Raw genomic sequence first — 23,887 nt, 5'->3', positions numbered from 1 at the left:
GGCGGCGCAGCCAAAGCCTGAGGCTATGCCGGAATCGCGCCCACCGCCGACTCCAAGCCAGGCTGTGCCCAAGCCGGAGCCTGTGATTCAGGAGGCGGAGGACGAGCGCGACGAGGAGGAGATCGTCGACGCGCCGTGGTCCGACGACGACGCGATGCCGGCCTACATGCAGCAACCGCCGCTGGAGGACGAGCCGTCCAGTTACAGCTTCGACGGCGATTGGCAGCGGCTGGTCGCCGATCTGGGCATCAAGCTCGGCGCCGCGCGGATGCTGGCGCACAACGCCGTGCTGAAGAGTTGGAGCCAGGATCGCCTGGAACTGGCGGTGCCCGAGAGCTTCCGCCACATGAGCGGACGCGATTATCAGGAAAAACTCAAAGCCGCGCTGGCCGAACGCTTCGGCCACGCGGTGGATCTCGCGGTGACGGTGGAAGAGCTGGGGATGGAAACCCCGGCGATGACCGACGCCAGGCTGCGCCAGGAGCAGCTGGTCGTCGCCCGCGAATGCATGCAAAACGATCCGGTGGTGCAGCAGGTGGTGCGCGAGTTCGGCGCCACGCTGCTCATCGAGACCATTCAACCCGTACAGGAGTGACCGCGATGTTCGGTAAAGCTGGTATCGCCGGCCTGATGAAACAGGCCCAGCAAATGCAGGAAAACATGAAGAAGGCCCAGGAAGAGCTGGCCCTGGTGGAAGTGGAAGGCCAATCCGGCGCCGGCATGGTGAAGGTCCTGATGACCTGCTCCCACGACGTCAAGCGCGTCGCCATCGACGACAGCGTGCTCGACGACAAGGAGATGCTGGAAGACCTGATCGCCGCCGCGTTCAACGACGCGGTGCGCAAGGTCGAGTCCACCACCCAGGAGCGGATGTCCGGCTTCACCAACGGCCTGAACCTTCCGGCCGGGATGAAACTCCCGTTCTGATCCCAGGGCCCGGCGACGGGCCTTTTTTGTGGGAGCCGCCGTGTTCGGACACTTCACCTTGCGCAGCCGTCTGCCGCGTCCGCCTGAGGCGGTGTGGGCCGACGCGGCCAGCCGGCGCGGCATCAACGACGAGTTCTTCCCGTGGCTGCGCATGCGGCTGCCGCCGGGCGAGCTGCCCGCGCGCCTGGATCAGCCGGCGCGCATAGGCCGCTGCTGGATGCTGTTGCTGGGCTGCCTGCCGGTGGAGTATGACGAGCTGACGCTGCTGCGCCTCGAGCCCGGCGCCTTCGACGAGCGCTCGAGCATGCTGGGGCAGCGCGTCTGGTGGCATCGCCGCCGCGTGAGGGCGGCGGCCGGCGGCTGCGAGGTGGTGGACCGGGTGGCGTTCCAGCCGCGTTGCGCGTGGATGCTGCCGGTGTGCCGGCCCTTGTTCCGGCTGGTGTTCGCCTGGCGCCATTATCGGCTGCGCCGGCGCTACCGCTGATTTTGATGATTTCCGATCGCGGCCGTCTGGCCGCTTTTTCCAGGTTGATGCCGTGTCGATGAAGAATCCTCCCGCGCTGGAGCAATTGATCTCCGCGTTGAAAGTGTTGCCGGGCGTGGGGCCGAAAACCGCGCAGCGGATGGCGTTCCATCTGCTGCAGCGGGACAAGCAGGGCGCCGACAAGCTGGCGCGCGCGCTGGACCGGGCGCTGACCCAGCTCACTCATTGCCAGCGCTGCAATACCTTCAGCGAGGCCGAGCTGTGCGCCATTTGCGCCGACGAGGCGCGCCGCCAGGACCAGTTGTGCATCGTCGAGATGCCGGCCGACCTGATGATGCTGGAGCAGGCCAAGTGCTTCGAAGGCCTGTATTTCGTGCTGATGGGGCGGATATCGCCGCTGGACAATATCGGCCCCAAGGACCTGCATCTGGACAAGCTGCTGACGCGGGCGCTGGACGGGCGGGTGAGCGAGATCGTGATCGCCACCAACTTCACCGCCGAAGGCGAGGTGACTTCCCACATGCTCAGCGAGCTGTTCAAGGAGCGCGGCCTGTCGGTCACGCGCATCGCGCGCGGCATGCCGGTGGGCGGCGAGCTGGAGTATGTCGACTTGGGCACGCTGGCACAGGCGGTGTACGAACGCCGCGGCGTGTAAGCGGGCATTGTCTTGTCATGGCCGCTTCGCTAGAATCGGCGCTTCCCACGCCGATTTCATCCTCAGGAGTCCTGTCGAAATGAACAAGTGATGCCCGGATGCCTCCGCATCCCCGATTCGTTCCGCCGTCCGGCGCGTGCGAGCGTGCGCATTGCCTGTTTTCGACAATCCGTTCCGAATCCTTCCCGTCCCTTGAGCCTGATGGGAGGCGACTTTCGCGCAGCGCGCGCGTCGGCATTGATTTCCCTTTCCTCAACGGAGGACAAGATGCCCGATGCCGTTCAACAACAAGATGTTTTCCATTATAACCAGGCCGCCTGGGATCGCCAGGCGCGCGCCGAATGCGAATGGTCGCGGCCGGTGGACGCAGCCGCCATCGCCGAGGCCCGCCAGGGGCGCATGCTGGCAAGATTGACGCCGGGGCCTTTGCCGGCGGGATGGCTGGACGATGCGCGCGGCCTGGACGTCCTGTGCCTGGCCGGAGGCGGCGGCCAGCAGGCGCCGCTGCTGGCCGCCGCGGGCGCGCGGACGACGGTGCTGGACGCGTCGGCCGAACAGCTGGCGCGCGACCGCGAGGTGGCCGAGCGCGAGAGCCTGGCGCTGCGGCTGGAGCAGGGCGACATGCGCGATCTGTCGCGCTTCGCCGACGCGAGCTTCGATTGCGTGTTCCATCCGATCTCCAATCTCTATGTGCCGGATGTGGCGCCGGTGTGGCGCGAGTGCCATCGCGTGCTGAGGCCGGGCGGACGCTTGCTGGCGAGCTTCTACAACCCGGCGGTGTTCGTCGCCGACCGCGATCCGGCGTTGCTGGAGCAAGGCCTGATCAGGCCGCGATTCGCCATCCCGTACGCCGATCCCGCGCATTTGTCCGAGGCCGAGCTGGCGGCGAAGCGAACGAAGGGCGAGGCGCTGGTGTTCGGCCACAGCCTGGCCGAGTTGATCGGCGGGCAGACGGCGGCGGGCTTTCTGATCGCCGGTTTTCACGAGGACTGGCAGCCGCGGCCGCGGTTCCTGATTGATCGCTATCTGCCCACCTTCATCGCCACCTGGGCGCTCAAGCCAGCGTGAGGCGCGAAAAAAAAGCCCGCCGGTAACGGCGGGCTTTTTCACGAGGGGCGCGGGGTCAGTCGCCGCTGACCACGTCCACGCCCTTGGGCGGAACGAAGGCGAAGCGGGAGGCGGGCAGCGCGGCGTTCTGCTGCGGCTTGCTGAACACGATGCGGGTGTCGTTGCCGAAGCTGTCGGTCAGCTGCATTTCCACCAGCATATTGTTCTTGAAGCCCATGCGGATGGCGCTGAAGGTGTTGTCCTGCTTTTTCGGGCTGGCGGCCAGCCATTCCAGCTCGCCTTGCTTGCCTGCCTCGTTCAGCTTGTAGCTGCGCTCGATCTCGTTGCTGCCGGCCAAGAGCGCGGCCGGGCTGGAACCCAGCGCGGCGCCCTGGGCCTTGCGCGTGGCCTGAGCCAGGTCTTGGTCGTAGATCCACAGCGTCTTGCCGTCGCCGATGATCAGCTGCGAGTAGGGCTTGCTGTATTCCCAGCGGAATTTGCCGGGGCGGGCGATTTCCAGCCGGCCGCTGGCTTCCTCGCGCTTGCCCTTGTTGCTTACGGTCTGGCTGAAGTCGGCGGACAGCGTCTTGCTGCCGGAAACGAAGGCTTTGAGCTGGGCGACGGCGGAAGCCTGGGCAGGCGCGGCCAGGCTGGCGGCGATGGCGGCGGCCAGCATCGGGAAAAACGGTTTCATGGCGTCAATGTCCTCGCGGGCGGTGCGGGCCGGAATGAAAAAGGTAAGACCGGCATGGCGCCGGCCCGGTTCATCGCCGGGCCGGGCGATTGTGTTGGCGATTATTGCGCGCGGCGGGCTTTGCGCTTCTTCTTGGGCTTGGCCTGGGGTTGGGCCGCTTGAGCCTGAGGCTCGGCCGCCGCGGCGGGCGCGGGGGCTTCGGCGTGCTCGCCGGGCAGCAGCTTGTCGGTGTCCTTCAGCCAGTCAGGCAGGTCCAGCTTGTCGAAGTCGACGATGTCGTTTTCGCTCAGCTGGTAGACGAATTGCGGCTTGCCGTAATGGCTGTAGCGCACATTGACGTAGGCGTCGCCGCTGAACTCGGGCGCTTCGATGTGGACTTTCTGGCGCAGGGCCAGCAGGTCGCCGCCGCGGCTGGCGTAGATGTCGCTGACGGTGCGACTCTTGTCGCCGCTGACCGGGTCAAGCTTGACCAGGCCCTGCACCAGGCGAATCATCGCCTCGGCGCCGGACTTGTCTTCGCCGGGTTTGTCCGCAGAAGGCTTGATCTGTTCGTGCGCCACTTTAGCCAGACCCTCCAGCATCTGCAGGGTCAGCTTTTGCTCCTGTTCCCGGCTCAGATCCATCCGCAGCTTGTAATGCGCGCCGATTTCTCCGGCGTAGGCGTCCAGCGGCTGGAAGCTGAACGCCTGCTTGTCAGCCTGGGCGTAGGCATCGTCGATGATCCTCGGCATCGCCTGGTACATGGCCTTCAGCGGAATCTGGCTGGCCATCTCGGCCGGCAGCTTGGCGCGGATGAATTTGCCGGACTGTTTGCGCAGCGAGGGCAGGAACAGGTCGACGGCGGACGGGTCCACCAGCAGCGACATGTCCTGGGCGTGGAATTGAAGCGGGACCTTGATGCTGGCCAGCAGGTTGCGCCGCTCGAAACGCAGCTCCGGAATGGCTTCCACCCTGCCATTCGGCGCGTCGACCGCGCCGCTGACGTTGACGCGCACGGCGCGGCCCACCTGATCTATGGTGTCAGCGATGTCGGGCTGGGCCAGCTTGGAGTCGCGGTCGGTGAAGACCAGTTTGTCGAAGCCGATCTGGGCGTCGAAGTTGTAGCTGGCGTTCTGCCAGTTCTGCAGCATCACCTTGCGGGTAGCTTCGTCGGGCGTCTTGCCGGCCAGCGGCGTGGCGCAGCCGGCGAGCAGGGCGAGGGAGGAAAGGGCGGCGGCGGCCGCCAGTTTCATGCGGGTCATTGTGGTCAAGGTCCTGTTAATGTCCATGGTGCGCGATCCTGGCGGATCGTCTGGGTATTCCGGGATTATATCGCAGCTGCAATGGCTATGCGTTTGACCTGCGCGCGCGGCGGACGTCTGCCAGGCGGCCGTCCGGGCGAGCGTCAGCTGAATTTGTTGGTTATCGGGTAGCGCCAGTCCTTGCCGAAGCCGCGCGGGGTGACGCGCGGGCCCACCGGCGCCTGGCGGCGCTTGTATTCGTTGATCTTCAGCAGCCGCACCACGCGGTTCACATCCGCCTCTGTGTAGCCGGCGGCGATGATGTCGGCGGCCGACTGGTTGTCCTCGACGTAGCGCGCCATGATGGCGTCCAGAATCTCGTACGGCGGCAGGCTGTCCTGATCCTTCTGGTCCGGACGCAGCTCGGCCGACGGCGGGCGGGTGATGATGCGTTCCGGGATCACGTCGGACACGGTGTTGCGCCAGCGGCAGAGCTCGAACACCAGGGTCTTGGCCACGTCTTTCAGCACCGCGAAGCCGCCGGCCATGTCGCCGTACAGCGTGCAGTAGCCGGTGGTCATCTCGGACTTGTTGCCGGTGGTCAGCACCAGCTTGCCGCTCTTGTTGGACAGCGCCATCAGCAGCGTGCCGCGGATGCGGGCCTGCAGGTTTTCCTCGGTGGTGTCCATTTCCAGGCCGGCGAACGACGGCGCGAGCGCGGCCATGAAGCTCTCGTACATCGGCCAGATCTCGATTTCGTCGTACTTCACGCCCAGGCGGGCGATCATGTCGCGGCTGTCGGTCACCGAAATGTCGGCGGTGTAGCGCGAGGGCATCATCACCGCGTGCACCTTGTCCGCGCCCAGCGCGTCCACCGCCACCGCCAGCGTCAGCGCGGAGTCGATGCCGCCGGACAGGCCCAGGAGCGCGCCGGGGAAACCGTTCTTGCCGATGTAGTCGCGCACGCCGACCACCAGCGCGCGGTAGACGCTTTCCAGCATGTCCGGCAGCGCGGCGCGCTTGCCGGGCTGGAGGTCGCCGTCGGCATAGTCGACCAGCAGCAGCTCGTCGTCGTAGGCCGCGGCCTGGGCGACCACGTCGCCCGCCTTGTTCAGCGCGAACGAAGCGCCGTCGAACACCAGCTCGTCCTGGCCGCCCACCATCTGTGCATAGGCCATCGGCAGGCCGGTTTCCTCGACGCGGAAGCGCGCCATCTGCTGGCGGGTTTCGATCTTGTCGCGGTGGAAGGGCGAGGCGTTGAGCGCTACGATCAGCTCGGCGCCGGCGTCGGCGGTTTCCGCGGCCGGCTCCAGATGCCAGATGTCCTCGCAGATCAGCACGCCCACCTTGACGCCGTTCTGCTCGAACACCAGCGGCGCGGCGCCGGGGGTGAAGTAGCGGCATTCGTCGAAGACTTCATTATTGGGCAGCTGCATTTTGTGATACTGGCCCAGCCGGTGGCCGTCGCGCAGCACGGTGGCGGCGTTGAAGCGCTCGTTGCCTATCCGGGCCGGATGGCCGACGATCACGGTGATGCCGTCCAGTTGCTCGATGATGTCCAGGCCCTTGGCCACTTCGCGGTAGAAGCTGTCGCGCAGCAGCAGGTCTTCGGGGCTGTAGCCAGTCAGCGCCAGCTCCGGCGTCAGCAGGATGTCAGCGCCCTGGGCCATGGCCGCGTTGGCGAGGTCGACGATTTTTTTGGCATTGCCGGCGATGTCGCCGACCACGGGGTTGAACTGGGCGAGTGCGATACGCATCTTGAGAGGGCACCGATGATTCTTGATCGTTCGATTTTACCTGAAGATGGCGTCTGTCCAGAAAGGAAAAGCATTGCAGCTGCAACTGTATGACGGCGTGGCCGCCATCGCGCAAGCAGCGTGGCCGGCCGGCGAGGGCGCGGGGGTGTTCGTCGGCCGCGAATGGCTGGCGGCGCTGGAGGAAACCGGCTGCGTCGGCGGCGAGACGGGTTGGCGGCCGCTGCCGCTGGCCTTGGAACGCGACGGGCGAACGGTAGGGTTGGCGCCGGCCTATCTGAAACAGCACAACCGCGGCGAGTACGTGTTCGACTGGTCCTGGTCCGAGGCTTACGCCCGGTCCGGGCTGGATTACTACCCGAAGCTGGTGGTGGCCTCGCCGTTCACCCCGGTGACCGGCAGCCGGTTGCTGGGCGGCGCGGACGAGCAGGCGCATTTGATCGCCGGCTTGCGGCAGCTGGTGGACGACAATGGCCTGTCGTCGGCACACGTGCTGTTTCCGACAGAGGGCGAGGCCGGCCGGCTGCGGGAGGCGGGCTGGCTGTTGCGCGACGGCGTGCAGTTCCATTGGCGCAACCGGGCTTATGCCGATTTCGACGATTTCCTCGCCACGCTGAGCCGCGACAAGCGCAAGAAAATACGCCAGGAGCGGCGCAAGGTGGCGGAGGCCGAGGTGGCGGTGCGGGCGCTGAGTGGCGGCGATATCGCCTCGACGGATTGGGAGCTGTTTTTCCGTTGTTACCGGCAGACCTATCTGGAGCATGGCTCCCTGCCTTATTTGAACCTGGAGTTTTTCCGGCGGATAGGCGAGAGGCTGGCCGGGCATTGCGTGATGTTCATCGCCAGCCGGGAAGGGCGCGACATCGCCGCCAGCCTGTGCGTCCGGGATGGCGACGCGCTGTACGGCCGCTACTGGGGCGCGCTGGAGGAGGTGCCCTGCCTGCATTTCGAGCTGTGCTATTACCAGGGGCTGGAATACGCCATCCGCCAGGGGCTGGAGACGTTCGAGGGCGGCGCCCAGGGCGAGCACAAGCAAGCCCGCGGCTTCGAGCCGGAGAGTACAGTTTCCGCCCACTACATCGCCGATCCGCGCTTTCGCTCCGCCATCGCCGATTGGCTGCGGCGCGAACGCGAAGGTGTGGCTGATTATGTCGATCAGTTATTTTCCCATTCGGCTTATAAAACACTTGCGCGGGATGTGTAGGGCTTATATACTGCGCAGCCTCTGTGAACGAAACGCCCAGCGTATCGATCCAGAGTTCTGGAGAGGTGGATGAGTGGTTTAAGTCGCACGCCTGGAAAGCGTGTTTAGGTTAATAGCCTAACGGGGGTTCGAATCCCCCCCTCTCCGCCAGAATTCATTACGGAATCGCCTGGCGGTTTCGACAATTTAGCAAGACACCTCCGGAGAGGTGGATGAGTGGTTTAAGTCGCACGCCTGGAAAGCGTGTTTAGGTTAATAGCCTAACGGGGGTTCGAATCCCCCCCTCTCCGCCAAATTGAAAAGCCCCGACATGTCGGGGCTTTTCGCTTTTCCGCAGCAAGAAAACCGGCCGGCTTTCTTCATGCCGGCGATGGCGGCGTCCAAGGGCGGCATGGCGACGACGGCGATCATGCCGCGGCGCGGCTCATTCATTTGGATAGCAGCTCGCTCAGATTGCCGTGCACCTTTCGCAGCAACGCTTGCAGCTGCTTGGCTTCGCCGGCATCCAGGCCTTGCTGGGCCTGGCGCTGCAACTCATCTCCCAAGGCCATCGCCGATTTGAGCGCGTCGTAGGCCGGCGGCAGCAGCTCGATGCGGTTGACGCGGCGGTCGTTGAGGCAGGGCACCCGCTTCAGCCAGCCGGCGGCCTGCATCCGGTCGCACAGGGTCGCCACGCCCATCGGCGTCAGATCCAGCCGGTCCGCCAGCTCCACTTGCGACAGGCCGCCGTCTCCCTCATGCGCCGCCAGCGCGCCCAGCAGCCGGCATTGCGCCAGCGACAGTCCCAGTTGTTGCCGCGCGCGCAGATCGAAAAAGCGGCCATACAGACGGCCGGTGTCGCTGACGAGAAAGCCGAAGCGTTCGGTGAGTCGCAGTTTCATAACGCCATAAATAATAAACCAGATTATTGCTTATACATGAATCCGCCTGTCGATGCCAAGCTTTGCCGCCGGATTATCACCAGTCGAAAAACTAAAATCCGCCATCCCGTCATCGGAAAATGAATCGGCGTTATCCGCGCGCTCAAACTGCGATTGAAACCTTGCATCAAATGAATCGCGGCGTCTCGGCCAATTGGTGCGCGAAATCTGCCTGTCCGGTTCATTCCAGCCATTTTCCGCTCGAAACGGCGGAAAGCAGGAAGTCTCCTTTGTTTGCGCTGTCCAGCATATTGCGGTGCGGAATAACTCGCAAGCGGAGGCGGTTTGCCTGTTTTATGTCGGGTTTCCGGGCAAGGCTTGGTTCTGTTTTAAGTGTTGCTCCGGATTGCGAGCCGAGTAGCGGACATCTAATCAGGATAATGCCAGCAAGAAATAAAACGGTCCGTTTATCCATTGCGGCTCATATTTTTCCTGGCTTCCCTTGCAATCTCATCCAATTTCCCGCCGCGGCCAAGCGGCATCGAGCCGAACGCGCGAAAACGGATCCGTGACCATGATCCGCATCTGGGAGGAAACATGTCCGATTTGAATCGTCGCCAACTGCTGAAAGGCGGGGCCATCGTCTTTGGCAGCCTCGCCTTGTCCGAGCCCTCGCTGGCGCGTTTGCTGCGCCTGAACCGGGGCACCCGCTACAACGTCGCCAGCCCGCAGGGCAAGGCGATGCTGCAGATCTACGCGGGCGCGGTCAAGAAAATGATGGACCCCGCGCTGTATCCGGAGGGCAATCCGCTGAACTGGATATTCCAGTGGTACACCCATTTCGTGCGGGGGGACCGGACCAAGCAGCAGGAACTGAGCCGGGTGTATCCGTCGCCATCGGCTAACCGGACGCTGGCGGAAAAGATGTGGAATACTTGTCAGGCCCATAGCTCGGGGCAGCGCGAGGATTTCTTCCTGCCTTGGCACCGGATGTTCATCACTTATTTCGAAGACATCATCCGCCAGGTGTCTGGCAGGCATGATTTCACGCTGCCATATTGGGACTACACCGATCCCAATCAGCAAGTGCTGCCGATCGAGTTCCGCCGGCCCGGCGATGCGGTCTGGGGCTCGTTGTACCGCGAGACCCGCTGGCCTGGCACCAATGCGGGCAAGAATGTCACCGATGGGCGCAGCGCGCTGACTTTGGACTGCATGAAGTCCAATCTGTATTCCGGCTCGGCCGGCGACGCGGGCTTCTGCGCGAACACGGACATGAATCCGCATGGCGCGCTGCATGTCGATGTCGGCAACAGCAAGGGCATGGCCCAGGTGCCGTGGGCGGCGAACGATCCTATTTTCTGGATCCACCATTGCAATATCGACCGGATCTGGGCCAGTTGGAACCTGGCCGGGGGCAAGAACCCGTCCGACTCGCCTTTCCTCAACCAGCAGTTCGTTTTCGCGTCGCCGACTGGCTCCGCGGTGGTCGCGACGGTCAAAAATTACCTGTCTCTTCCCAAAGACGCTTATTCCAGCTATGTCTCGCGGCCGCCGGGCAGCCTGCCGTTCCCGATCAAGCTGGCATTGCCCAAGGCCGCGCTGGCCATGCGCCTGGAGAGCTTCGCGAGCGAAGCCGCGGGTCTGGTGAGGCTGGGGAACGCGCCGGTCACCGTCAGCCTGGGCGACGCGAAGTCTACGTCCGCGTCCGCGCCGCGGGTGGAGATGCTGTCGAGCCGGCTGGGCGCGCTCGGCAAGCAGTCCAGCCTGTTCCTGCGTTTTGAAGGCCTGTCCGCTCATGGAGCCGTCAACGGCGTTTACAGCGTCTATGTCCACACCGGCGGCGCGCCGACGGCAGATGAGCGGGGGCCGGGCTTCGTGGGGCAGATCAATTTCTTCAGCGCGGCCGGCACCCATCAGCATGACGGCGAGGGTGCCGGCAACAGCCCGGACAAGAAGGCGTTCAGTTTCCTGTTGAGGGCGGAGACGCGCGCCTGGCTGCAGAAGAACGGCGGGGGCGAACCCCAGGTCACGCTGGTGCCTACGATTCCCGACGGCAATGACGAGGCGATGCCGACGATAGACAAGATAGCGCTGGTGGCGTCGTGACGAGGCGCGGCGCGGCCTGGATTCTGGGCAGGCCGCGCCGCTGCCGAGCGTCGGGGAGGGCGCGGCATATGGGGTCTGGAAAGCGTTTCGCTTGCGCCGCGTTGGCGTTGGCCTTGTCCGGCCCGTCGCAGGCTGACGCGTCGGGCATGCGGTTGTTGGGGAGGTATGATGGCAACGGCCGCGGGGTGGAGATTGGAGTCGATGCCGTCAGCATATCGATCCCGCTGGATGCGCGGGCCTGCCATGGTCGCCGAGGACGCGCCACTTTGTATCTCCGAGGTCTGAGGGCGGACGAGGGGCCGCATCCCGGCTATCGCGTGCTGCTGGTCCGGCGCGACACGCGCGCGCCTGGCCAGCAGGTCGGCGAGTTCAACTTTTACGGCATTGGGCCCGGCGTCCGGCGGGATGCCAGTTTCGAGCTGGCACCCAAGCTCCTGGCAAACCGTCAGGGTCCATGCGTCGTCCGCCTGTTGCTGCAAGCGGCGGGGCCGGTGGAGAAGGCCGGCCGGGCCGCGATGGACAGCATAGAAATATGGCGCGAGTGAGCTGCCGGGGGCTCCGGCCTGGCGGCGTGGGCAGCCAAGCCAACCGGCCTGCGGTTGCGTTCCGGCATCTATCCCGCCTGTCAGCGCGCTCTTCCGTAATAGTACGTATCAGGATGGCGCCTCGGCGCGCGCCAAGGCTTTGCGCGTGCCGGCAGGCGGAAATACCGGGGGCGGATTGGACTTTCTCCTAACCCTAGCGCCCTAGCATAACTACAATGGATTTCATAAAGCGGGAAATTTGACCAGCAAGCCGGCATGCCGGATGCGGGCGCCAACGTCCGCATGCAGCTGCGCCGTCACAAGGAAACGAGATGTTCAACGACTTGCGACGCGAGCAGGCGAGCATCCTGATCGTCGACGATGTGGCAAGCAATATTCACGTGATCAGGGAGGCGGTACAGGGCCTGGGAGAGGTGCGCTTTGCCACCAGCGGCAAGGCGGCTTTGGAAATCGCCCAAAAGAACGTGCCGGATGTGATCCTGCTCGACATCGAGATGCCGGGCATGGACGGTTACGAGGTGTGCCGGGCGATCAAGGAGTCATCCCGGCTGCGGGATATCCCGGTGATATTCGTCACCTCGCACGATCAACGCGAGCATGAGCTGCAGGCGCTGAGCCTGGGCGGCGTCGACTTCCTGCACAAGCCGCTGAACGTGCCGGTGGCGCGCGCGCGCATCCAGACCCACCTGGCGCTGCAGATGAGGACCAGGCAGTTGGCGCGGGTCAAGAAGGACTTGGTCGACGTGCTGCAGCATCTGCCGGCCTTCGTCGCGCACTGGAACAACAATCTGTGCTGCCAGTTCTGCAACGATATCGCGGGGCACTGGTTCGGCGTCGCCGCCGCCACCATGCGCGGCATGCACGTGCGCAAGGTGCTGGGCGAGGCCAATTACGCCGCCATCGAAGAGCACTTGAAAGACGTGATGCGCGGCAACTGCCCATCGTTCGATCTGAGCTTCGTCCGGCGCGAGGGCGGTCTGCTGTTCGGCCAAGTGTCGCTGGTGTTCCGCCCGGACGAGGATAGACAACCCGGTTTCCTGATGCTGATCACCGACGTCACCGAGCGCAAGCGGGCGGAGCTGGCGCTGCGCGACGAGAAAGAGCGCATCCGCATCACGCTGAACTCCATCGGCGACGCGGTCATCGCCACCGACGCCAACGGCAACATCACTTTCCTGAATCCCATCGCCGAGGACATGACGGGCTGGCAGGCCAAGGAGGCGCTGGGCGAGCCGGTGGAAAAAATCATGCCGCTGAGGGAGAGCTCCCAGGGGCATGCGATGTTCAATCCAATCCGGCTGGTGCTGTCCGAGCAGCGCTCGGTAGGCATGGCGATGAACTGCGCGCTGATGCGTCGGGATGGCCAGTTGCTGGAGCTGGAGGATTCCGCCTCTCCCATCTTGGATCACGCGGGCCAGCTGACCGGGGCCATCATCGTGTTCCACGATGTCAGCGAGGCCCGGGCGATGGCGGTGAAGATGACCTATCTCGCCCACCATGACGCCTTGACCAATCTGCCCAACAGGATGCTGCTGCAGGATCGCACGCAGCAGGCGCTGCAACAGGCAGCCCACGTCGGCGACAGACTGGGCCTGTACATACTGGACCTCGATCATTTCAAGGTGATCAACGATTCAATGGGGCATACGGTCGGCGATCAGCTCCTGCAACAGGTCGCCCTCCGTCTGCAGGCCGCGCTGCGCCCCTGCGACACCGTCAGCCGCCAGGGCGGCGACGAATTCATCATCCTGATACCGGGCCTGGGGGGCATAGAGCAAGCGGGCGCGATGGCGGACAAGATGCTGAAAGCCATCTCCGAGCCTTATCTGCTGGACGGCAGCCGCTACGATCTTTCCGGCAGCATAGGCGTCGGCCTGTACCCGGACGACAGCAAGGACCAGGAGGAGCTCTACCGCCACGCCGATGCCGCGATGTACCGCGCGAAGCAGGAAGGGCGCAACCGCTACCGTTTTTTCTCCGCCGAGATCGAGGAGGCGCTGCTGACGCGGCAGGCGCTGGAGAGGCATATCCGGATGGGCGCGGAGCAGGGAGGCTTCCTGGTCTACTACCAGCCCAAGGTGGATGCGCGCGACGGCAGCGTGGTCGGCTTGGAGGCGTTGCTGCGCTGGCGCAACGACAAGAACGAGATTGTGTCCCCGGCCCATTTCATTCCGTTGGCGGAGGAGACGGGCCTGATCGTGCCGCTGGGGCTGTTTGTGCTGCGGCAGGCCTGTCTGGATGGCAAGCGCTGGCTGGACGCGGGTCGGCGCTTGCGGATAGCGGTCAACGTGTCTGCGGTGCAGGTGACCGAGTCGGACTTCTGCGATACGGTGAGGCAGGCGTTGAAGGAAACCGGCATGCCGGCCGAGCTGCTGGAGCTGGAAATCACCGAAGGCGTGCTGGCGCAGGATGTCGAGCGGACGATGAGCGTGCTGGCCGAGCTGAAAAGCCTGGGCGTCTCCATCGCCATCGACGATTTCGGCACTGGTTATTCCAGCCTGTCCTATCTGAAGCTGTTTCCGCTGGATGTGCTGAAGATAGACCAGAGCTTCATTCGCGACATGCTAGTCGATCGCCATAGCGCGGCCATCGTCGCCGCCATCATCAGCATGGCGCAGGGCATGAGGTTGCGCCTGGTGGCGGAGGGCGTGGAGCGGGAGGATCAGGCCAGCGAGCTTCTCAAGCTGGGCTGCCACATCATGCAGGGCTTTCTCTACGGCAGGCCGGAGCCGGTTGCCGAAATCGACAGGTGTTTCGCCTGACGGCCAGCATCATCCATGCTTTTCGGCGCGCGGATGGCGTTCGGCCGGAACGGCCATGATTTGACGACAAACCTGGGGGCATGCCTTGAACGGACATTGCGACTCGTCTGTCTGGATGAAAAAGCCGTTGTTGTCGACACCGGCCGCCGCATTGCTGGTGTTGTTGCTGGGCGCCGCGCTGAGCTTGCTGCTGGGGTGGAAGGTTGCGCTCGACAACCGCGCGCGGGTGGCGTCCGAGCTGCAGCGCGAGGCCCGGCAACTGGGCGCGGAGGTGGCGGCCCGCATCCAGCGCTATCAGTATGGCTTGAGCGGCGCTCGCGGCGCCATCGCCAGCAATGGCGAGCATGGCATCAGCCGCGCGCGCTTCCACACCTATGCCCAGAGCCTGGATGCTTCTATTGAATATCCCGGTCTGCTGGGTTTCGGCTATATCCGCCGGGTGCCGCAGCGGCAGGTGGCCGAGTTCGAGCGGCGGGAGCGCGGGGATGGGGCGCCGGATTTCGCCGTCCATCAACTGCGGCCGCATGACGGCGAGCGCGCGGTCATCGTCTATTTCGAGCCGGATCGGGGCGATCGCTCAGCCATCGGTCTGGATATCGCTTCCGAGCCCGGCAGACGCGAGGCGGCCGAGTCTTCGATGCGCGGCGGACAGGCCCGGCTGAGCGGGCCCATCGCCTTGATGCCGCATCCAGAGAATAAGGCGCAGGCTTTCCTGTTGTTGCTGCCGGTGTATGGCGGCGGGGTGATGCCCGCGACCGAAGAGGGGCGGCTGAGGGCGGGTTTCGGATGGGTGTTCTCGCCCATACGCGCCAGCGACGCGATGGCGGGGGCGATGGACGATCTGCCCGGTGTGGCCGTGGAGCTGGCCGATGTGACCAATGGCCGGGCGGTGGCTTTTTTCAGCGGCGGCGCCGGCGTGTCCCGGACCATGGCGACGGCTTCGACCCAGCAGCAATTGTTCGGACGCGACTGGCGATTGACCCTGAAGGCGGGCCCCGCCTTTGTCGACAGCCTGCGGCTGCCCAGCGCCGCCCAGGCCGCGCTGGACGGCCTGGGCGCGAGCATTCTGGCTAGCCTGCTGGCGCTGGTGGTGGGGCGCAACCGCCAGCGGCGCCTTGAACTGCGGGCGGCGCAGAATCGGCTGGCGGCCATCGTCGAGGGCTCGGTGGACGCCATCATCAGCAAGACGCTGACGGGCGTGGTCACCAGCTGGAACCACAGCGCCGAGCGCCTGTTCGGCTACCGGGCCGACGAGGCGATAGGCCGGCCGCTGGCCGAGCTGATCGTGCCGGAGGGGCGGAAAGGAGAGGAGGCTGACATCCTGAGGCGGATCGCGAACGGCGAGCGGATCGAGCACTTCGAGACAGTGCGCCAGCGCAAGGACGGCGTTTTGTTGAATGTGTCGGTATCGGTGTCGCCGGTGCAGAACGAAGCCGGGCAAATCGTCGGCGCATCCAAAGTGCTGAGGGATCTCAGCGAGCAGAAGCGGATCAAGACCGAGTTGCAGGCCCTGAGCGAGAATCTGGAGCGGCAGGTGGCCGACCGCACGGCGGAGCTGGACAAGGCCTGGCGCACTTTGCAGACGGTGCTGGACGCGGTGCCCTTCATCATCGGCTATTGGGACAGCGACCAGATCAACCGCGTGGCCAACCAGGCGTACCGGACCTGGTTCGGCATCGATCACGGCGATCTGCCCGGGCGGTCGATGAAGTCCGTGCTGGGCGAGGAGCTGTACCAGGCCAATCTTGTCCACGTGGAAGCCGCGCTGCGGGGCGAGCCGCAGGTTTTCGAGCGGCGGATACCCGGGCCGGACGGCATCGTGCGCTATTCGCTGATCCATTATCTGCCCGATTTTGTGGATGGCGGGGTAAAGGGCTTCTACGCCATCGTGCAGGATATTTCCGAGCAGGTGGAGAGCAGCAGCCGAATGACTTCGGCGCTGCGGGAACGCGATCAGTTGCTGAACACCATCAATCAGCAACTGCTGTATTCGGCGACCGACACCGAAGGACGCATCCTGGAAGCCAACGACCTGTTTTGCGTGGCTCATGGCTACAGCCGGGACGAGTTGCTGGGGCAGGACCACCGCAAGTTGAACGCCGGGGTGCACCCGGTGCTGTTCTGGCAGTCGCTGTGGCATACGATAGGCTCGGGCCGGGTATGGCGCGGCGAGCTCTGCAACCGGACCCGGGACGGCCGGCTGCGCTGGTTCGATACAGTGATCGTGCCCCATGTCGGGGATAGCGGCCGCATCGAGCGCTACATCGCGCTGCGCATCGACATCACCGAGCGGCGGCTGGCCGATGCCGAACTCGCCCGAGTGCATGGGCTGCTGACCAATGTGCTGCGCGCGGCATCGGAAGTGGCCATCATCGCCGCCGACGTGCACGGCATGGTTTCGCTGTTCAACAGCGGCGCGCAGCGCATGCTCGGCTATTCGGAAGACGAGATGGTGGGGCAGGCGATGCTGACCCGGTTCCATCTGGCGGAAGAGCTGAGCGCGCATGGCGAGGAGTTGACCGCGCGATATGAGCGCCGGGTGGAGGGGCTCCGCGCCCTGGTGCACGAGCCAGAGGCCGCGGGCGCGGAAACGCGGGAATGGACCTATGTCCGCAAGGACGGCACCCATCTGCAGGTGTCGCTGATGATGACCGCCATGCGGGACAGCGACGAATTGGTGGTCGGCTACCTGGCCATCGCCACCGACATCACCGTCCAGCAGCGGCAACAGCGGGAGCTGGTGGCCGCCCGCGATCAGATGCAGCTGGCTTCGGAAGTGGCGCAACTGGGTATATGGAGCTGGTCTCCTGCGGATAATCAGCTCAACTGGAACGCGCAGATGTTCGAAATCTACAGCCAGCCCCCGGAGCTGGCCCAGCAGGGGCTGGAATACCGGCATTGGCGCGAGCGGGTGCACCCGGAGGACGTGGATTACATGGAAGCCAGACTGCGCGAACTGCTGGCGAGCGGCGAGACGATGGAGCAGGTGTTCCGGGTGGTGCATCCTGATGGCGAAATCCGCCACGTGCAAGTGGGCGCCCGCCTGGAGCGCCACGGCGATGGAGTGAGGGTCACCGGCATCAACCGCGACATCAGCGAGAACCGCGCCTACGAGCAGAAACTGCTGGAGGCCAAGAGTCTGGCCGAGCAGGCCAGCGTGGCGAAGAGCCAGTTCCTGGCCAATATGAGCCACGAGATCCGCACGCCGATGAACGCGGTGCTGGGCCTGCTGCAATTGATGCAGCACACCCGGCTGGACGAGCGCCAGCTCGACTATGTGGGCAAGATCCAGGCGGCTGCCAAGTCGTTGCTGGGCCTGCTCAACGACATTCTGGATTTTTCCAAGATGGACGCCGGCAAGCTGCAGCTGGATCTGCACCCGTTCGAGCTGGAAGGGTTGATGCGCGAACTGGCGGTGGTGCTGTCGGGCAATACCAACGACAAGGACGTCGAAGTGCTGTTCCGCATGGAGCCGACGCTGCCTTCCATACTGGTGGGAGACCGGCTGCGGTTGCAGCAGATCCTGATCAATCTGGCCGGCAACGCGCTGAAGTTCACCACCCAGGGGCAGGTTGTGATCACGGTGCGCGAGTCGTCGCGCGGCGGCGGCGAGGTCAGCCTGTACATCGAGGTCAGCGATACCGGCATCGGCATCGCGCCGGAGCAGCTGGCGCGCATTTTCGAAGGCTTCACCCAGGCCGAGGCGTCCACCACCCGGCGCTTCGGCGGCACCGGTTTGGGCCTGGTGATCAGCCAGCGGCTGGTGGAACTGATGGGCGGCCAATTGCGGGTGGAAAGCCAGTTCGGCTGCGGCAGCCGTTTCTGGTTCGAGTTGACGCTGGGAATGGCCGCGGACGAGCCGCTGGCCCATGCGCCGGCCGAGTCGCTGGGGCCGCTGGCCATCCTGGTGGTGGACGACAACCCGCTGGCCGGTGAAATCCTGATGGACACCATCTCCACCGTCGGCTGGAAGGCCGAATACGCCGATGGCGGCGAAGAGGCGCTGGAAAAAGTGCATCGGGCCGATATGGCGGGGCAGCTCTACGATGTGGTGCTTATGGATTGGCGGATGCCCGGCCTGGACGGCGTCGGCGTCGCCGAAATGATGCGGCAGCAGCTGTCGCGCGACAAGCCGCCGGTGATCATCATGGTGACGGCCTTCGGACGCGAGGTGCTGGCCGAGGCGGCGGACAGCCCGAACCCGCCGTTCAGCGATTTCCTGACCAAGCCGATCACGCCGCAGCAGCTGGTGGACGCGGTGATCCGTTCGGTAACCGGAGCGGAGAGGGAGATCGCGCAGCCGGTTTCAACCCGGCGGCTGGGCGGCATGCGCATCCTGCTGGTGGAGGACAACGCGCTCAACCGGCTGGTGGCGTCCGAGCTGCTGCAGGAGGAGGGCGCGCGGATCAGCCTGGCGGAGGGGGGGCTGTCGGGAGTATCCCAGGCGGTGGAGGCGGATCCGCTGTTCGACATCGTGATCATGGATGTGCAGATGCCGGACATCGACGGGCTGGAGGCCACCCGCCGGATCCGCGCCGATCCGCGTTGTCGTAGCCTGCCCATCCTGGCGATGACGGCCAACGCGTCCCAGGCGGATCGTGCCGCCTGCCTGGAGGCCGGGATGAATGACCATGTCGGCAAACCGATAGACATCGACGAACTGGTGCTCAAGCTGCTGGAATTGAGCGGCCGCGAGGCCGCGGCGGGCGGCGGGCCGCCGCCGGCGCGGGAAGCCTTGCCGCGGGATGCGGCGGAAACCGGCGAGCTGGTCGAGCCGCTGCCTTCGCGCCTGCGCCGTTTCGGCAACAAGCTGCGGGTCTACCGGGCCGCGTTGTCCACCTTCCGTCCAGAGTGCGACGCGCTGCTGACCGGCATCGCCGAAAACGGACGCCTGGGCGCGCAGTCGGAGCTGGCTTCGGGGCTGCACACTCTGAAAGGCTTGTCGGTCACGCTAGGCGCGCAGGCGTTGAGCCAGCAGGCCGCCGCGCTGGAGAAGCGCGCGCGCGCGGGAGAGGCGATAGGCGGCGAGGATCTGGAGCGCTTGCGCGGGCTGCTGGATGACAGCGTGGCGCAGCTGTTCGACAGCCTGCCGGCGGAAGAGGCCAGAAAAGCGTCGAAGCCGCTGCCGGCGGCCGATTGGCTGGAGCAGCTGCGGGATATTCTGGCCCTGCTGGAGGACAGCAACCTGGCCGCGATAGACCTGGTGGATGGCTTGCTGGACCGGCCGCTCAGCGGCCAGGAGGAGTTGGTGCGCGAAGTGGCGGCCTGCGTGCAGCGTCTGCAGTTCGAGCAGGCGATCGTCATCGTCAGGGAGCTGTTGGCGGAGGCCGGCTGATCGGGGCGCGCAGGCGGCCGGCCCGCGCTCAGGCCGCCGCGCGCCTCAGCAGCACCGGCACCGATTTGGAGGTCGGCGTGTTGGACACGTCGGCCACGCTGTCTAGCGGGATCAGCGGATTGGTTTCCGGGAAATAGGCGCCCAGGCAGCCGCGCGGGATGTCGTATCCCACCAGCCGGAAGCCGTCGGCGCGGCGTTCGATGCCGTCGTGCCAGACGGTGAAGATGTCCACCCGCTCGCCGTCGGCGAAGCCCAGCCTGGCCATGTCCTCCGGGTTGATCAGCAGCACCCGGCGCTGGCCGTAGACGCCGCGGTAGCGGTCGTCCAGCGCGTAGATGGTGGTGTTGTACTGGTCGTGAGAGCGGGCGGTCATCAGCACCATCAGCTGGTCGCCGTGCAGCGCGCGGGCGCGGGCGATCGGCGTGTCCTTCTCCAGCGCGTTGACGATGAACTGCGCCTTGCCGCTCGGCGTCAGCCAGCGCCGCTCGCGCGAGGCCGGGGTCAGGTGGAAGCCGCCGGGCCTGGTGACCCGGGCATTGAAATCGTGGAAGGCGTCGAACACCTTGGCGATCTCGTCGCGGATCCGCGAGTAGTCGCCCACATAGCTCAGCCAGTCCACCTTGCCGCCGCCCAGCGTCGCGTCGGCGATGCCGGCGACGATGCCGGTTTCAGAACGCAGCTGCGTCGAGGCCGGCGGGTTGATGCCGTAGGACAGGTGCACCATGCACATCGAGTCTTCCACCGTCACGCCTTGCGGGCCGATTTCCTGACGGTCGATCTCGGTGCGGCCCAGCGTCGGGAGGATCAACGCGTCGCGGCCGTGGACCAGGTGGCTGCGGTTCAGCTTGGTGGATATCTGCACCGTCAGATCGCAGTTGCGCAGCGCCTCGAAGGTGCGTGGCGTGTCCGGCGTGGCCATGGCGAAATTGCCGCCCAGGCCAAAGAACACCTTGACCCGGCCGTCCAGCATCGCCTTGATGGTGTCCACCGCGTCCAGGCCGTGCCCGCGCGGCGGTTCGAAGCCGTAGACGTCGCGCAGGCGGTCGAGGAAGGCCTGGGCCGGCTTGTCCTCGATGCCCATGGTGCGGTCGCCCTGCACGTTGGAATGGCCGCGCACCGGGCACAGGCCGGCGCCGAGGCGGCCGATGTTGCCACGCATCATCATCAGGTTGGACAGCATCTGGATCGCCGCGACGGAATCGCGGTGCTGGGTCAGGCCCATGCCCCAGGTGGCGATCACCGCCTTGCCCTTCGCGTATGTCTGGGCCAGAGCGTCGATATCCTGGTAAGGCACGCCGGAGGCGGCGGCCAGGTCCGGCCAGCTTTCGGCGCGCAGGTCTGCGGCGAAGGCGTCGAAGCCGGCGCAATGCTCGGCCAGGAAGGCCGCGTCCAGCACCCGTTCGCCGCCGGCGGCGACGGCCGCGTCGTCCAGCTCCAGCACCCGCTTGGCCACGCCCTTGATCAGCGCGAAGTCGCCGCCAAGCGTCGGGCGGATGAACAGCGAGCTGATGCGGGCGCCGCCGTTGACCAGGTCCAGCGGATGCTGCGGGCTGGCGAAGCGGTCCAGTCCCTTTTCCTTCAGCGGGTTGATCGACACGATGGTCGCGCCGCGCTTGGCGGCGGCGCGCAGCTCGTTCAGCATCCGCGGGTGATTGGTGGCTGGATTCTGGCCGAATACCATGATGGTGTCGGCGTGCTCGAAGTCGTCCAGCACCACCGTGGCCTTGCCCACGCCCACCGTTTGCGGCAGCGCGCGGCTGGACGATTCGTGGCAGAGGTTGGAGCAGTCCGGGAAATTGTTGGTGCCGTACATGCGCACGAACAGCTGGAACAGGAAGGCGGTTTCGTTGCTGGTGCGGCCGGAGACGTAGAACGAGGCCTGGTCCGGATGAGGCAGGGCTTTCAGATGGCCGGCGACCCGCGCGTAGGCGTCATCCCAGCTTATCGGCAGATAGCGGTCGCTGGCGGCGTCGTAGGCCAGCGGTTCGGTCAGGCGGCCGTGCTGCTCCAGCTCGTAATCGCTCTGTTCCAAGAGCTCGGCGACGGTGTGCCGCGCGAAGAAATCGGCGCCGATGCGCTTGGAGGTGGCTTCGGCCGCCACCGCCTTGACGCCGTTTTCGCAGAACTCGAAGGTGGAGGTATGCTCCCGGTCCGGCCAGGCGCAGCCCGGGCAGTCGAAGCCGTCGGGCTGGTTCTGGTGGAACAGCGTCTTGTAACGGCTGCCGGGCACTTTTTCCTTGATCAGCGTGACCGTGGTGCTCTTGAGGGAGTCCAGCCCGCCGGCCGGTTGCGCGTACAGCTGGATGCGTTCGCTGGTCTTGGAATGGCTCATGTCGGGGCGGCTCCTGCTGGAAAGGTGTGGTTCCGGTTTTGCTTTGGATCAAGAGGTGCAAGGATAAAGGATGGCGGCCGCTTGCGGTAAATTCCTTGCGGGCGGCGTTTGCTGGCGCGCGGGGCGGCTCCGGCGGGATAATGTCAATCCTGGCCCGCCGGGGCGAACCATTGCCGGCAGCAGGCCAGGCCTTCTTCGCTGAGCCAGGCGCGGCCGCGGCCGTTGTCCCGGCGCTCCATGTGGGCCAGCCCCAGCTCGGCCAGCAGGTTCAGGCAGCGCAGCAGCGTGCTCATTCCCAGTCCGCCCTGCTTGGCGAGCCGCGCCAGAGGCCAGGGCTGGCCGCCGGTTGACGCGGCCCGCCACAGCTGCGCGAGCAGGGCGGCGATGCTGGGATCCAGCTGGTCGATGGGGGGCAGGTCGGTCATGGCGGTCGCGCGGTGTCGGGCGCGCCAGTGTAACCGATGGCGGCGCGGCCAATGGATGGAATGATGGATTTTCACGGCGGCCTTCTTTCCGGAGGACGCGAAACGAGGCGGACGGATGCGCAAGCAAGACAATGGCGGGACGGAAGAGGGGATGACATCGCTGGCTGTGGTGCGCCATCGCGATGGAGAGATCCGGCCAGACCAGGACCTGGTGGCGGAGGAAACGCCGGTGGCGCTGGTGTTCAACGGCATTTCGCACGCGGTGATGATGGCCACGCCGCTGGATCTGGAACGGCTGGCGGTGGGCTTCGCGCTGAGCGAGGGCATTGTCGGGCGGCGGGCGGAGATTTTCGACGTCGAAGCCGATTTCGTCGCCGGCGGCGCCGAGGTCAGGCTGGAAATCGCCCAGCCGGCTTTCCTGGCCTTGAAGGGCCGGCGCCGCTCGCTGGAAGGCCGCAGCGGCTGCGGCGTGTGCGGCATCGAGAGCCTGGCCTTGCTGGATCTGGAGCCCGGGCCGATGGAGAAGCCGGCCCATCCCGTGATCGCGGACGCGGCGGCGATCGCGCGCGCGGCGGCCGAACTGCCCGCCCATCAGCGCCTGATGCGGGCGACGGGCTGCGCGCACGCGGCGGCCTGGTGCGGCCGCGACGGCGAGGTGAAGGCGGTGTTCGAGGACGTGGGGCGGCACAACGCGCTGGACAAGCTGATAGGCTGGCTGGCGCTGGAGGGGATGGATCCGGGCGACGGCTTCGCCTTCATGTCCAGCCGCGCCAGCTACGAGCTGGCGCGCAAATGCGCCAGGGCCGGGATTCCGCTGCTGGCCACCATTTCCGCGCCCACCTCGCTGGCGGTGGACATCGCGCGCCGCGCCGGCGTCGCGCTGGCCAGCTTCTGCCGGCAGAACGGCTTCGTCGAGTACACGGCCTGACGCGGCTCAGCCTCGCGAGGCGGCCGCCAGGTCGTCCGGGGTATTCAGATTGCGGAAGGCTTGCGGCGCGTCGTCGAAGTCCACCATCGCCGCGCCGGCGCGCGCCTGCCATTCCCTGACCTTGCGTCCGCCGCCGCGCAGATAGTCGCGCAGCGAGGGCAGCAGGTCCGCGGATACCGCCATGCATACCGGGTGCGGATGGCCGTCGCAGCGGACCACGCTGAGCAGAGCCTCGCAGCGCAGCAGCGGCGCCAGCAGCCGCGTCGCCAGGTCGTCCGGCAGGAAGGGCAGATCACAGGGGGCGGTCACCAGCCAGGGCCCAGGACAGGCGGACAGTCCGGCTTCCAGTCCCGCCAGCGGTCCGCCGCCGGCGAATTCCGCCGCGTCCGCCACCACCCGCCCCAGTTCGGCGTAGCGTTCCAGATTGCGGTTGGCGCTGATCAGCAGCGCGTCGGCCTGTGGCCGCAGCCGCGCCGCCGCCCGCTCGGCCAGCGGCACGCCGTCGAGCGCCACCCACCCCTTGTCTACGCCGCCCATGCGCCGGCCCTCGCCGCCGGCGAGCAAGAGGGCGGTGACGAATTCAGCGGAGCGATTGCTTGGCATGTG

General features: G+C 65.8%; 19 protein-coding genes and 2 tRNA genes. 13 read left to right on the top strand and 8 right to left on the bottom strand.

The features are described 5' to 3' along the window. The 5 genes from VL52_RS13625 to VL52_RS13605 all read left to right on the top strand — a co-directional run. Window positions 1-595: DNA polymerase III subunit gamma/tau C-terminal domain-containing protein (locus VL52_RS13625; protein WP_326980824.1), on the top strand; the 595-nt coding region annotated here is incomplete at its 5' end. Between the two features lie 5 nt (window positions 596-600). Beyond that, window positions 601-927: a YbaB/EbfC family nucleoid-associated protein gene (locus VL52_RS13620; protein ID WP_046157513.1), complete on the top strand. Its 327-nt coding sequence runs from the start codon at window positions 601-603 to the stop codon at window positions 925-927. Between the two features lie 40 nt (window positions 928-967). Beyond that, complete coding sequence (locus VL52_RS13615; protein WP_144408870.1) at window positions 968-1,411, top strand: Rv1443c family protein; 444 nt, start codon at window positions 968-970, stop codon at window positions 1,409-1,411. Between the two features lie 58 nt (window positions 1,412-1,469). Next, complete coding sequence (recR, locus tag VL52_RS13610) at window positions 1,470-2,066, top strand: recombination mediator RecR (protein ID WP_046157512.1); 597 nt, start codon at window positions 1,470-1,472, stop codon at window positions 2,064-2,066. A 267-nt stretch (window positions 2,067-2,333) separates the two neighbouring features. Beyond that, the gene (locus VL52_RS13605) at window positions 2,334-3,134 is read left to right on the top strand and encodes a class I SAM-dependent methyltransferase (protein ID WP_046157511.1); all 801 of its coding nucleotides are present in this window, start codon (window positions 2,334-2,336) and stop codon (window positions 3,132-3,134) included. A gap of 55 nt (window positions 3,135-3,189) precedes the next feature. Here VL52_RS13605 and lolA read toward each other — a convergent pair whose 3' ends face one another. From lolA to VL52_RS13590, 3 genes are all read right to left on the bottom strand, one after another. Next, window positions 3,190-3,807, bottom strand: coding sequence for an outer membrane lipoprotein periplasmic chaperone LolA (gene lolA / locus VL52_RS13600; protein ID WP_046157510.1), 618 nt, complete (start codon window positions 3,805-3,807; stop codon window positions 3,190-3,192). Window positions 3,808-3,908: 101 nt separating this feature from the next. Further along, entirely contained in the window at window positions 3,909-5,048 is a 1,140-nt protein-coding gene (locus VL52_RS13595; RefSeq protein ID WP_046157509.1) for a hypothetical protein, read from the bottom strand. 143 nt (window positions 5,049-5,191) lie between these two features. Next, complete coding sequence (locus tag VL52_RS13590; RefSeq protein ID WP_046157508.1) at window positions 5,192-6,784, bottom strand: NAD+ synthase; 1,593 nt, start codon at window positions 6,782-6,784, stop codon at window positions 5,192-5,194. Window positions 6,785-6,857: 73 nt separating this feature from the next. Between VL52_RS13590 and VL52_RS13585 the strand changes: the two genes are divergently transcribed. The 3 genes from VL52_RS13585 to VL52_RS13575 all read left to right on the top strand — a co-directional run bounded on the left by VL52_RS13585 (window position 6,858) and on the right by VL52_RS13575 (window position 8,278). Then, complete coding sequence (locus VL52_RS13585; RefSeq protein WP_200896018.1) at window positions 6,858-7,985, top strand: GNAT family N-acetyltransferase; 1,128 nt, start codon at window positions 6,858-6,860, stop codon at window positions 7,983-7,985. A 59-nt stretch (window positions 7,986-8,044) separates the two neighbouring features. After that, a tRNA-Ser gene (locus VL52_RS13580) sits at window positions 8,045-8,135 on the top strand. Window positions 8,136-8,187: 52 nt separating this feature from the next. After that, window positions 8,188-8,278, top strand: a tRNA-Ser gene (locus VL52_RS13575). A 135-nt stretch (window positions 8,279-8,413) separates the two neighbouring features. Here the strand turns inward: VL52_RS13575 and VL52_RS13570 are convergent. Next, complete coding sequence (locus tag VL52_RS13570) at window positions 8,414-8,866, bottom strand: MarR family winged helix-turn-helix transcriptional regulator (RefSeq protein WP_046157507.1); 453 nt, start codon at window positions 8,864-8,866, stop codon at window positions 8,414-8,416. A 220-nt stretch (window positions 8,867-9,086) separates the two neighbouring features. Next, complete coding sequence (locus VL52_RS24560; RefSeq protein WP_144410247.1) at window positions 9,087-9,320, bottom strand: hypothetical protein; 234 nt, start codon at window positions 9,318-9,320, stop codon at window positions 9,087-9,089. 122 nt (window positions 9,321-9,442) lie between these two features. Here VL52_RS24560 and VL52_RS23335 point away from each other — a divergent pair, with 122 nt between their 5' ends. The 4 genes from VL52_RS23335 (at window position 9,443) to VL52_RS13545 (ending at window position 19,596) form a co-directional block, all read left to right on the top strand. Beyond that, window positions 9,443-10,954, top strand: a complete 1,512-nt coding sequence (locus VL52_RS23335; RefSeq protein ID WP_052729289.1) for a tyrosinase family protein — start codon at window positions 9,443-9,445, stop codon at window positions 10,952-10,954. A gap of 113 nt (window positions 10,955-11,067) precedes the next feature. Then, window positions 11,068-11,499, top strand: a complete 432-nt coding sequence (locus tag VL52_RS13560; RefSeq protein ID WP_144410246.1) for a hypothetical protein — start codon at window positions 11,068-11,070, stop codon at window positions 11,497-11,499. A gap of 311 nt (window positions 11,500-11,810) precedes the next feature. Then, the gene (locus VL52_RS13555) at window positions 11,811-14,261 is read left to right on the top strand and encodes a GGDEF/EAL-containing response regulator (RefSeq protein WP_046157505.1); all 2,451 of its coding nucleotides are present in this window, start codon (window positions 11,811-11,813) and stop codon (window positions 14,259-14,261) included. A 127-nt stretch (window positions 14,262-14,388) separates the two neighbouring features. After that, a complete protein-coding gene (locus VL52_RS13545) occupies window positions 14,389-19,596 on the top strand; it encodes a PAS domain S-box protein (RefSeq protein ID WP_144410245.1) in 5,208 nt (1,735 codons plus the stop codon). 28 nt (window positions 19,597-19,624) lie between these two features. On the opposite strand, the gene VL52_RS13540 is transcribed toward VL52_RS13545, so the two are convergent. Next, on the bottom strand, window positions 19,625-21,928 hold the full coding sequence (locus VL52_RS13540; RefSeq protein WP_046157504.1) for an FdhF/YdeP family oxidoreductase: 2,304 nt from the start codon (window positions 21,926-21,928) through the stop codon (window positions 19,625-19,627). Window positions 21,929-22,071: 143 nt separating this feature from the next. Continuing rightward, window positions 22,072-22,353 (bottom strand): hypothetical protein, encoded by a 282-nt coding sequence (locus tag VL52_RS13535; RefSeq protein WP_046157519.1) that lies wholly within the window; start codon window positions 22,351-22,353, stop codon window positions 22,072-22,074. Window positions 22,354-22,504: 151 nt separating this feature from the next. Here VL52_RS13535 and fdhD point away from each other — a divergent pair, with 151 nt between their 5' ends. Further along, a complete protein-coding gene (gene fdhD / locus VL52_RS13530) occupies window positions 22,505-23,281 on the top strand; it encodes a formate dehydrogenase accessory sulfurtransferase FdhD (RefSeq protein WP_235429294.1) in 777 nt (258 codons plus the stop codon). Window positions 23,282-23,287: 6 nt separating this feature from the next. Here the strand turns inward: fdhD and mobA are convergent, their stop codons facing one another. Then, window positions 23,288-23,884 (bottom strand): molybdenum cofactor guanylyltransferase MobA, encoded by a 597-nt coding sequence (mobA, locus tag VL52_RS13525; protein WP_046157502.1) that lies wholly within the window; start codon window positions 23,882-23,884, stop codon window positions 23,288-23,290. Window positions 23,885-23,887 lie beyond the last annotated feature (3 nt).

Source organism: Chromobacterium vaccinii (genome assembly GCF_000971335.1).
Classification (GTDB): Bacteria; Pseudomonadota; Gammaproteobacteria; order Burkholderiales; family Chromobacteriaceae; genus Chromobacterium; species Chromobacterium vaccinii.
This window is presented reverse-complemented; position numbering and strand designations above follow the sequence as displayed.

Bases quoted from the DNA above. Each gene is read 5' to 3' on its own strand.
- VL52_RS13620 (WP_046157513.1), top strand. From the start codon at position 601: ATGTTCGGTAAAGCTGGTATCGCCGGCCTGATGAAACAGGCCCAGCAA.
- recR (WP_046157512.1), top strand. From the start codon at position 1,470: ATGAAGAATCCTCCCGCGCTGGAGCAATTGATCTCCGCGTTGAAAGTG.
- VL52_RS13605 (WP_046157511.1), top strand. From the start codon at position 2,334: ATGCCCGATGCCGTTCAACAACAAGATGTTTTCCATTATAACCAGGCC.
- lolA (WP_046157510.1), bottom strand. From the start codon at position 3,807: ATGAAACCGTTTTTCCCGATGCTGGCCGCCGCCATCGCCGCCAGCCTG.
- VL52_RS13595 (WP_046157509.1), bottom strand. From the start codon at position 5,048: ATGACCCGCATGAAACTGGCGGCCGCCGCCGCCCTTTCCTCCCTCGCC.
- VL52_RS13590 (WP_046157508.1), bottom strand. From the start codon at position 6,784: ATGCGTATCGCACTCGCCCAGTTCAACCCCGTGGTCGGCGACATCGCC.
- VL52_RS13570 (WP_046157507.1), bottom strand. From the start codon at position 8,866: ATGAAACTGCGACTCACCGAACGCTTCGGCTTTCTCGTCAGCGACACC.
- VL52_RS24560 (WP_144410247.1), bottom strand. From the start codon at position 9,320: ATGGATAAACGGACCGTTTTATTTCTTGCTGGCATTATCCTGATTAGA.
- VL52_RS23335 (WP_052729289.1), top strand. From the start codon at position 9,443: ATGTCCGATTTGAATCGTCGCCAACTGCTGAAAGGCGGGGCCATCGTC.
- VL52_RS13555 (WP_046157505.1), top strand. From the start codon at position 11,811: ATGTTCAACGACTTGCGACGCGAGCAGGCGAGCATCCTGATCGTCGAC.
- VL52_RS13540 (WP_046157504.1), bottom strand. From the start codon at position 21,928: ATGAGCCATTCCAAGACCAGCGAACGCATCCAGCTGTACGCGCAACCG.
- VL52_RS13535 (WP_046157519.1), bottom strand. From the start codon at position 22,353: ATGACCGACCTGCCCCCCATCGACCAGCTGGATCCCAGCATCGCCGCC.
- fdhD (WP_235429294.1), top strand. From the start codon at position 22,505: ATGACATCGCTGGCTGTGGTGCGCCATCGCGATGGAGAGATCCGGCCA.
- mobA (WP_046157502.1), bottom strand. From the start codon at position 23,884: ATGCCAAGCAATCGCTCCGCTGAATTCGTCACCGCCCTCTTGCTCGCC.